The organism is Methylobacterium isbiliense (assembly GCF_022179325.1).
Taxonomy (GTDB): Bacteria; Pseudomonadota; Alphaproteobacteria; order Rhizobiales; family Beijerinckiaceae; genus Methylobacterium; species Methylobacterium isbiliense.
In genome coordinates this window covers 1-8,198 of the sequence record NZ_BPQQ01000120.1, presented here as the reverse complement: position 1 = coordinate 8,198, position 8,198 = coordinate 1, and the positions used below count along the sequence as shown (strand labels likewise).

Genomic DNA, 8,198 nt, shown 5'->3' with positions numbered 1-8,198 from the left:
GTTCAAGCCCAACACCGACGACATGCGCGAGGCGCCCTCGCTGGCGATCATCGCGGGGCTGCAGGATGCGGGCGCGCGGGTGGTGGCGTACGATCCCGAGGGCATGGAGCAGGCGCGGGGGCTGCTGAGCGGGGTCGAGTACGCGGCGGACGCGTATGCGTGCGCGGCGGGCGCGCAGGCGCTGGTTCTGGTGACGGAGTGGGACGCGTTCCGGGCGCTGGATCTGGGGCGGCTGCGCGGGCTGATGGCCGCGCCGGTGCTGGTGGACCTGCGCAACGTCTACCGGCCCGAGGACGTGCGGCGCCACGGCTTCGCCTATGCGGGCGTCGGGCAGCCGTGCTGCCGGGCCGGACGCCCCGGCCGGAGCGCGGCGCAAGCCCAGGATTCCTGCCTGTTCAGCCGCTTCCTGCAGGGCGGCGCGCATCACGGCCTGCGCGCCGTCGAGGCCGTGGAGGCCTGATGCGATCGCCGCTCGATCGCTGCGTGACGCGGAACTCGGCATCGCCGAAGGATGCGGAGCCTCAGCTCCGCTGCCTCAGCGCCCGCGCGCCTCCTCGATGAGCAGGGTGCGCACGTCGGTGAGGACGAGCGCCGGGTCGAAGAAGTCGAGGCTGTAGATGTTGCGGATGCGCCCGTCGCGGTCGATCAGAAAGGCGCGGAAGAGATGGCTGAGCCCCCCGCCGGCTGCCTCGGGCCTGGCGTCGACGCGCTGGTCGTAGGCCGCGAGGACCGGCGCGAGCGCCGCCCGGTCGGGCGCGGTCAGGAAGCGCCAGGCCGGTGCGGCCGGATCGGGCGAGCGCCACGTCGCCGCGAAGGCGCGCATCACCTCCGGCGTGTCGTGCTCGGGATCGACGCTGAGGGTGACGAGCCGCATCCGGCCCGACAGGCCCGGATCCCGGGCGGCGAGATCCTGCAGGCGGGCCATGTCGGCATTGGCGAGCGGGCAGACGTCGCCGCAGCGGGTGTAGATCAGGGCGAGCACGCTCACGCGGCCGCGCAGCGCGTCGCCGAGCAGGTCGAGCCGCCGCCCGGCCTCGTCGAGCACGGCGCCGCCCGCCGCCGGCCGGATCGGCGGCAGGCGGTAGGTGCCGGGGGCGGGAAGCGGGAACGCGGCGGCCGCAGGAGCCGCCGTGTCCCGGCCGGTGGCGGGCCGGTGCCCCTCGTGGCCGCGGGCCGGGGCGCCCGGCGCGAGCGCCGCGGCGAGGAGGAGGAGCGCCGCCGGCCGCATCCCGGGCCTCAGTTCGCGTAGAGCGACCGCGCCCCGAACGCCATCATGTGCGGGCGTCCGAGCCGCTCGGCCGTGAAGTCGATCGAAAAGCGCGGTGTCAGCTCCTTGCGGTCCCAGGCGTAGGCCTTGAGGAACTGCTCGTTCTCGGCACCGGTCTTGTCCCAGTTCGCCAGCAGCGAGGAGGTGTAGTAGATCCGCCTCCCGTCCCAGCTCTGCGAGACCATGTTGAGCTGGGCGCCGATCTTCTTCTCGTAGATCTGCTTCGGCCGGTGCGGATCGGACACGTCGAAGACGCGCGTGGTGCCGTCCATGAAGGTGTCGACGAACAGCGTCGAATCATCGGCCGAGAGGCTGATGTCGACCGGCACCGGCAGCGCCGCCGGATCGCCGATGTCGGCCACGGGCTTGGCGCGCCACGCGCCGCCCGCCTCCTCGTGCACGAGCCAGATCTGGCTCGTGAGCGCGGTCGAGGTGAAGGCGTAGCTGTGCTGCGGCCCCCAGGCCCAGCGGATCTCCAGCGGCACGCCCGGCACGTGCAGCACGGTCCTGGGCTGGCGGGCGTGGAAGTCCCACACCACCATGGTCTGGCCGAAGCGCTTCATCGCCTCGGCATCCTTCATCAGCTCCGGCAGCGGGCGCATGTAGTTGTCGAGGCCCGTGAAGGACGAGGTCAGCATCACGTTGCGGCGCGGCAGCACGCGCGCGTCGTAGCCGTAGCCGTCGGCGACCGCGGCGTTCGCCGCGCCGTTCGGCGCCTCGGCGGTCGGCAGCCAATGCGTGGCGATGTAGTCGCCGCCGTTGGAATACTCGACGAGGGCGGCCTTGCCCGTCCCGTCCTTGTTCGACAGGCTCGGGATCAGCATGCGCCCCGGCAGCGCATAGGCGCCGTGCGGGCCGGCCGCGCCGCCGCTCTTCTCGACGAAGTCGTCGATGACCCGCACGAGGCGCGGCTTGGCCGGGTCGGTGGCGACGTCGAAGATGAAGATCCGGCTGTCCGACAGCCCCGCCGCCCAGAACTGGCGCCGGTCGTCCGTGAAGCCGCCGTGATGGGCCTCGTGCCGCCCGCCCACCGGGGCGGCGTGGATCGGCCGGCCGAAGGTCGGGGAGCCCTCGCGCACGTCGACCGTGACGAGCTTGTCCGAGCCGTCGCCCAGGCCCTCGACGCCGAGCGTCCAGACGTAGACGAAGTCCTCGACCCCGGTGATCCTGACCATGTAGGGCGACTGGCAGGTCTCGTCGGCGAGTGCCGGTCCCGCCGCGAGCAGCAGGGCGGTGCAGGCCCGGCGGAGCCGGGCGATCCGGCCGGACGGACGCGAGCGGACCCGTGTCATCGACACCTCCTCGCCGCTGGCGGCGGCCGATGCCCGGCCGCCCGCCGTCATGCTTCGCCCGATCCGGGGGTCTGTCAACCGCCCGGGCTCGACAGCGGGGCCGCTCCCGGCGCATGTGACGGCCCGTGGCGGAGGGCGCGGGGCGCGATGAGACCGAAGGGCACAGCGGCGGCGGTGGGGCGCTCGCTCCGCCTCTATCACGGGCCCGCGGCCCCGCGGGCGGCGATGGACGCGCTCTACCGCCGCTTCGTGCGCGAGGGCGACCTCGTCTTCGACGTGGGCGCGCATGTGGGCGACCGGATCGCGGCCTTCCGGCGGCTCGGCGCCCGGGTGGTCGCCCTGGAGCCGCAGGCCGGCCCCGCCCGCGCGCTGCGCCTGCTCTTTTCCCGCGACCCCGGCGTGACGCTGGTGGAGGCGGCGGCGGGCGCGGCGGAGGGGGAGGTGTGGCTCTCCCTCAACCACGCCAACCCGACGGTCTCGACCGCCTCCGCGGCCTTCATCGCCGCCGCCGCGGGCGCGCCCGGCTGGGAGGGGCAGGTCTGGGACGCGCGCGTGCGCTGCCCGGCCACCACGCTCGACGCGCTCATCGCCCGCCACGGCCCCCCGGCCTTCGCCAAGATCGACGTGGAAGGCTTCGAGGACCGGGTGCTGGCGGGCCTCTCCACCCCGCTCCCGGCCCTGTCCTTCGAGGTCACCACCATCGCGCGCGAGGTCGGCCTGCGCTGCCTGGAGCGGCTGGCCGCGCTCGGCCCCTACGGCTTCGACCTCGCGCTCGGCGAGAGCCAGAGCCTGCGGCTCGGGCGCCTCGCCACGGCGGACGAGATGGCGGCGATCCTCGCCCGCCTGCCGCACGCGGCGAATTCGGGGGATGTCTACGCGGTGCTGGGGGCTTGAGGCGCGCGGGCGGCCGCAGCCCCGCTCAGGCCTCGCCCTCCCCGGGCGGATACTTCTTCAGCCAGTCGAGGTCGGTGCGGCCCGGATTGGGCTCGTACCAGCCCTTGCCGCCATAGACGTTGCGGACCGAGTAGAAGTATTCGTCGTACATCGCGCCGACCCGCTCCAGCGAGAAGTTGCGCGCCGCCCAGCGCCGGCAGGCCGCGCGGTCGATGGTGCCGATGTTGCGCGCCGCCCAGGTGAAATGCTCGAAGGTGCGGCAGCGGAAGCCGGTGGTGCCGTGGATGTTGTACTCGGCGAAGGCGCCGACGTCGCTGGTGATCACCGGGGTGCCCGACAGCATCGACTCGACGTGCACCCCGCAGAACGGCTCGACGAAGACGGAGGGGGTGAGCGTGGCCCTGGCGCGCGACAGCAGGCGCTTGCGCTCCTCCGGGCCGACGAGGCCGACGACCTCGACGTAATCGGCGAGCGGCCGGTCGGTGAGCGTCTGCTGGGGCGCGAGCTGGCCCTGGCCCGCCACGATCAGGCGCCCACCGATCGCCTCGACGGTCTGCAGCGCGATGTTGACGCCCTTGCCGGCGCCGATCCGCCCGAGGAACAGAAAATAATCCTCCGGCTCCGGGCTGACCTCGAATTCCGCCAGATCGTAATAGTTCGGGATCACGACATCGTACCACATGCCGTTGTTCATCTCCCGCACCGCCGCCATGCCGAGATAGACGTGGAGGATGGCGTAGGATTCGAACACCCGGAAGGGCGCGAAGCCGCCGCCCGGATAGCCGATGCCGGGCTCGCACACGATCAGGTCGCCGTGCATGTCGGCGACCGGCTTGTGGTTCGCCCCGAAGGTGCAGAGCAGGAAATCGCCCGGCCGCTTGCGCGCCCCGATCGCCGCGATCGTCTGCGCGAAGAACGCCGTGTAGACCGGATCGTCGAAGGCGTAGCGCGGGAAGCCCTGCCGGCGCCAGTCGTGCGCGCCGTAGGAGCGGAACAGGTCGTCGTCCGTCGTCACCGTGACGTGCTCGGTGCAGACCGGATCGGACGCGGCGTGGCCGTAATGGATCACGGTGTGGCCGCGCTCGGTCAGGAGCCGGCACAGCTTCACCACCTTCTGCGTGAAGGCGCAGGCCGAGTAGGCGGCCGTCGAGATCGTGTGCGGGACGCCCAGCACATGGAACCGGTAGCCCATCAGTCGGTCCGATCGGCCGCGTGGAGGAGCGGCATGCGCGCCCCGCCGGGCGCCGCGGCGGCGCCCGGGCCGGGCAGGCCGGGGGGATGCCACGCCATCTCGTAGTGCGGCGGGCGCACGGCCGTGACCCGGAAGCCCAGCCGCTCGTACACGCCCTTGCCGGTGGCGCCCAGCATCGGGGTTGCGAGGGTGATCGGCAGGCGCCGGGAGCCGGCCGCGGCCTGGAGGCTGCGCACCACGTCCGAGCCGATGCCCCGGCCGCGGGCCGCCGCCAGCACCTGGAGTTCGGACAGGCGCCAGTCGGCGTAGCCGAGATCGACGATCAGCCGGCCGGCCGCCTGCCCGGTGCGCTCGATCACGAAATCCAGGTGCTCCGGGTAATGCGCCTCCAGCCCCGCCCGCAGGGTCCGGTACTGCTGCTCGTAGAGCGCGTGCACGAAGTCCCGGCCGCCCTCCGCCCAGGCGAGCCAGGGCCGCGACTCCCTGAACAATTGCAGCAGGAAGGGCTCGTCCGCCGGGGCGGCGAGGCGCAGGCCCAGACCTGCGGCGAGGGGGATGGAGCCGGCGAGCGAAGCCATGGGGGGATCCCGGTGCGGGCCGGGGAGGGCGGTACGCCCTCCCGGCGGCGGCCGTTGTGCCGCTCAGGCGAAGACGATCTGGAACACCGCGAGGCCGGGCGCGTAGCCGGCCGGCAGGATGCGCTCGACGTAGAGCGGCCCGATCTCCCCCAGCGCCTCGTGCCACAGCAGGAAGGTGCCGCCGGTGAAGGGCGGCACGTCCGCGGCGGGGCAGGTGAAGTCCAGGCTGAACGCGGTGCGCGCATGGCCCGGCATGGTGGCGCGGGGATGCTCGTCGCAGCGCACCAGCGACACCGGCAGGGCGGTGCCGTCGGCCCCGCGCAGCGCGAAGCCCGGCCCGACCAGGGGGGTGAACAGGTCGGCCGAGAGCGTGTCGAGCGGGCGGCTCATGGCCGCTCCGGATAGACGCCCTGCATCGCGATGATGAAGTTGAGGGCGAGCGAGGGCGGAAGGATGCTGAACGGGGCCGAGCCGCCGGTCGGCGATACCGCCACGCTGCCCCCGGTGACCGTCGGGATGTCCAGGGTTCTGGCCGCCGTGGAGGCGGTGCCGGTGACGCTGGCCGAGACCCCGCCGAGCGGCACGAGGTTGGTGGTGGCCGTGGGGCCGTAGATCCGTGATGTAGCGGGGAAGAGCGTCGACAGCATGTTGTTCGCGGTCGACGGCGTGGCATTGGCCGCGGCGTTGCTCGTCGCGTCGACGGCGACGCCGACCTGCAGGTCTCCGGTGGTGGCCGGGATGGTGACGGATTCCGTGCCGGTGGTGGGGGTGAAGCTCGCGTCGTGGCTGTGGGACGGCAGGTTGTCGATCCCGAGCGTCGCCGTGGTGGCGCCCGCCGCCGAAGCCAGGGGATACGCGTCGCCCGCCTCGGCGCCGAAGCCGAGGGGAACCCGCCCGTACAGGTTCGGGAGGCCGAACTCCGTCTGTCCGTTGCCGCCGTACAGGGTTCCGATCAGGCTGAACAGTCCCGAGAATTGCGTCGTGGAGACCAGCTGACCGCGGCAGATCAGATAACCCGTCGGCGCCCAGCCGAACGGAACGATGAAGATCGTTCCAAGCATTGGATACATCGCGATTCTCCCCGATGTCTTCGTCGACCGCCTGCCGGTGAGACGTGCGAACGTCATGGGCGACTCACGGCCGGATCTCGTCTAGCAGGACGGCGTACGGAACGCCAGCGCGGGACGGGATGATGGGTTCCGAAAAATGCGACGAGGCGGCGGATCGAAGCATCGTCGGCCGCTCTTCGCCCATCGGCCGGCGCACGACGCATCCCTTCGCGTCTCTACACTTCAATGTCTCTAGGGAAGACGACGGCCTGGATCGGCGCCCGTTGCGCGCCGCCGGGCCGCATGCCCCGGCGGCGGCCGGCTGCGGGCCGACCGCCGCGAGGACCCTCCCGACGCATCGGGCGCAGCGCGCCGCCGGAGCACCCGTGGCGTCCGCCGCCACGGGTGCCGCACGCTCACGGCCGCGACGGGTAGATGCCCTGCAGCGCGATGATGAAGTTGAGGGCGAGCGAGGGCTGCAGGTTGTTGAACGCGGCCGAGCCGCCCGCCGGCGACACCGCCACGTTGCCCCCGGTGACCGTCTGGATGTTCACGGTGTTGGCCGCCGTGGAGGCGGTGCCGGTGACGCTGGCCGAGACCCCGCCGAGCGGCACGAGGTTGGTGGTGGCCGTGGGGCCGTAGATCCGCGGTCCGACAGGGGCGACCGTCGACAGCATGTTGTTCGCGGTCGACGGCGCCCCGTTGGCAGCGGCGTTGCTCGTCGCATTGACGGCGACGCCGACCTGCAGGTTGCCGGTGGTGGCCGGGATGGTGACGGATTGCGGGCCGGTGGTCGGGGTGAAGGCGGCGCCGTGGGTGTGGGTCGGCATGTTCGCCTGGGTGAGGGTGGTCGATTCGGCGCCCACCACGGTGCCGATCGGGTAGGTGGTGTTGGTCTGCGCCCGCCCGTAGCCGAGCGGCACCCGCCCCTGCAGGTTCGGCAGCGCGAACGTCGTCTGGCCGTTGCCGCCGTAGGTGGTGCCGAGCAGGCTGAACAGCGCCGCGTTCTGGCTGACCTGCAGGATCTGCCCCTGGCAGATCGAGAAGTAGAGCGGCGCCCAGTTGAAGCCGACGATGTAGACCATCCCGATCATGGGATCCATGGCAAATCACTCCTGAGGGTTGGCGCGAGGCCCCGGCGTCGCGCGACGATCTGGTTCGGTGGCGGGGTTGCGGTGTCAGGTCCGGGCAGGCCGGGGTGGTGGGTCCGATTCGGGCGCCCCGAGGGAGCGGCAGGCCGCGCCGTCGCGCCGCCCCGTTCGGACCCGGCCTGTCGCCATGTGCAGCCTGCTTCGGAAGAGCGCCCGGGTGTCGGCGCCGATGCGGAAATGCCACGCCTTCCCGTGATGTGCAATCGGTAATCGGCAGAAGAGTCGATTCCACTTTGAATCTGCATTTCCGGTCTGCTTAAGAGACCCATGCCGGGGACACCGCCTCCCCTTGCGGCGATTCGAGGCGGCCAAGGTTTTTTTCCTAAGGTCTTTTCGAAACGAGGTCGCCCGCCCCATGGCCCAGACAGTCTTGACGTTCAGAGGCAACAACAACAATGTTGGTGTTGCATATTTCTACGATGCCAACAACGTTTATTTAGGTAATGCGGCCGGATCCGATCCAGGTCCATCGCCAGTTGGCACATTTGCCTATCAGTTCACGCTTGATACGGCCGCCCTTACGTCGACATACAGGGCATTCTACTTCGACGGCACGAGCGTCACGGATACCGTTGGTGGGGGGCCGACGACGGGCGCCAACGGATCGACCTTGGAGGTCACGTCTCTGACCATCGACGGCGCGACGGGACCGACGGGGGCTACGGGGGCGACTGGTGCGACGGGCGCCACCGGCGCCACCGGCGCGACGGGGCTGGGCGCCACCGGTGCCACCGGACCGACGGGGGCCACCGGAGCCACCGGAGCCACAGGGGCG

General features: G+C 71.8%; 10 protein-coding genes. 3 read left to right on the top strand and 7 right to left on the bottom strand.

What is annotated here, in order from left to right; genetic code table 11:
- Positions 1 to 460 (top strand): UDP binding domain-containing protein (locus MFF61_RS32290; RefSeq protein ID WP_283206063.1); only part of this gene is annotated, 460 nt, incomplete at its 5' end.
- 75 nt (positions 461 to 535) lie between these two features.
- Here the strand turns inward: MFF61_RS32290 and MFF61_RS32285 are convergent.
- Both MFF61_RS32285 and mtoX read right to left on the bottom strand, forming a co-directional pair.
- The gene (locus tag MFF61_RS32285) at positions 536 to 1,228 is read right to left on the bottom strand and encodes an SCO family protein (RefSeq protein WP_238241781.1); all 693 of its coding nucleotides are present in this window, start codon (positions 1,226 to 1,228) and stop codon (positions 536 to 538) included.
- An 8-nt stretch (positions 1,229 to 1,236) separates the two neighbouring features.
- Positions 1,237 to 2,559 (bottom strand): methanethiol oxidase, encoded by a 1,323-nt coding sequence (gene mtoX / locus MFF61_RS32280; protein ID WP_283206062.1) that lies wholly within the window; start codon positions 2,557 to 2,559, stop codon positions 1,237 to 1,239.
- Positions 2,560 to 2,706: 147 nt separating this feature from the next.
- On the opposite strand from mtoX, the gene MFF61_RS32275 reads away from it, so the two are divergent.
- Positions 2,707 to 3,453 (top strand): FkbM family methyltransferase, encoded by a 747-nt coding sequence (locus tag MFF61_RS32275; RefSeq protein ID WP_238241778.1) that lies wholly within the window; start codon positions 2,707 to 2,709, stop codon positions 3,451 to 3,453.
- A gap of 25 nt (positions 3,454 to 3,478) precedes the next feature.
- Here the strand turns inward: MFF61_RS32275 and MFF61_RS32270 are convergent, their stop codons facing one another.
- The 5 genes from MFF61_RS32270 to MFF61_RS32250 form a co-directional block, all read right to left on the bottom strand.
- Complete coding sequence (locus tag MFF61_RS32270; protein ID WP_238241777.1) at positions 3,479 to 4,645, bottom strand: glycosyltransferase; 1,167 nt, start codon at positions 4,643 to 4,645, stop codon at positions 3,479 to 3,481.
- Complete coding sequence (locus tag MFF61_RS32265) at positions 4,645 to 5,223, bottom strand: GNAT family N-acetyltransferase (protein ID WP_238241776.1); 579 nt, start codon at positions 5,221 to 5,223, stop codon at positions 4,645 to 4,647. Before MFF61_RS32265 ends, MFF61_RS32270 begins: the two co-directional genes overlap by 1 nt.
- 63 nt (positions 5,224 to 5,286) lie before the next feature.
- Positions 5,287 to 5,613 (bottom strand): DUF6916 family protein, encoded by a 327-nt coding sequence (locus tag MFF61_RS32260; RefSeq protein WP_238241775.1) that lies wholly within the window; start codon positions 5,611 to 5,613, stop codon positions 5,287 to 5,289.
- The gene (locus MFF61_RS32255; RefSeq protein ID WP_238241774.1) at positions 5,610 to 6,293 is read right to left on the bottom strand and encodes a phage tail protein; all 684 of its coding nucleotides are present in this window, start codon (positions 6,291 to 6,293) and stop codon (positions 5,610 to 5,612) included. Before MFF61_RS32255 ends, MFF61_RS32260 begins: the two co-directional genes overlap by 4 nt.
- Positions 6,294 to 6,688: 395 nt before the next feature.
- Positions 6,689 to 7,375 carry a phage tail protein gene (locus MFF61_RS32250; protein ID WP_238241772.1) on the bottom strand — a complete coding sequence of 229 codons (687 nt, stop codon included), beginning with the start codon at positions 7,373 to 7,375 and terminating at the stop codon, positions 6,689 to 6,691.
- A gap of 403 nt (positions 7,376 to 7,778) precedes the next feature.
- Between MFF61_RS32250 and MFF61_RS32245 the strand changes: the two genes are divergently transcribed.
- A partial coding sequence (locus MFF61_RS32245; RefSeq protein WP_238241770.1) for a hypothetical protein occupies positions 7,779 to 8,198 on the top strand: 420 nt, incomplete at its 3' end.

What these genes read in the sequence shown, in the direction of transcription:
- MFF61_RS32285 (WP_238241781.1), bottom strand. Translation starts at nt 1,228, where the DNA reads ATGCGGCCGGCGGCGCTCCTCCTCCTCGCCGCGGCGCTCGCGCCGGGC.
- mtoX (WP_283206062.1), bottom strand. Translation starts at nt 2,559, where the DNA reads ATGACACGGGTCCGCTCGCGTCCGTCCGGCCGGATCGCCCGGCTCCGC.
- MFF61_RS32275 (WP_238241778.1), top strand. Translation starts at nt 2,707, where the DNA reads ATGAGACCGAAGGGCACAGCGGCGGCGGTGGGGCGCTCGCTCCGCCTC.
- MFF61_RS32270 (WP_238241777.1), bottom strand. Translation starts at nt 4,645, where the DNA reads ATGGGCTACCGGTTCCATGTGCTGGGCGTCCCGCACACGATCTCGACG.
- MFF61_RS32265 (WP_238241776.1), bottom strand. Translation starts at nt 5,223, where the DNA reads ATGGCTTCGCTCGCCGGCTCCATCCCCCTCGCCGCAGGTCTGGGCCTG.
- MFF61_RS32260 (WP_238241775.1), bottom strand. Translation starts at nt 5,613, where the DNA reads ATGAGCCGCCCGCTCGACACGCTCTCGGCCGACCTGTTCACCCCCCTG.
- MFF61_RS32255 (WP_238241774.1), bottom strand. Translation starts at nt 6,293, where the DNA reads ATGTATCCAATGCTTGGAACGATCTTCATCGTTCCGTTCGGCTGGGCG.
- MFF61_RS32250 (WP_238241772.1), bottom strand. Translation starts at nt 7,375, where the DNA reads ATGGATCCCATGATCGGGATGGTCTACATCGTCGGCTTCAACTGGGCG.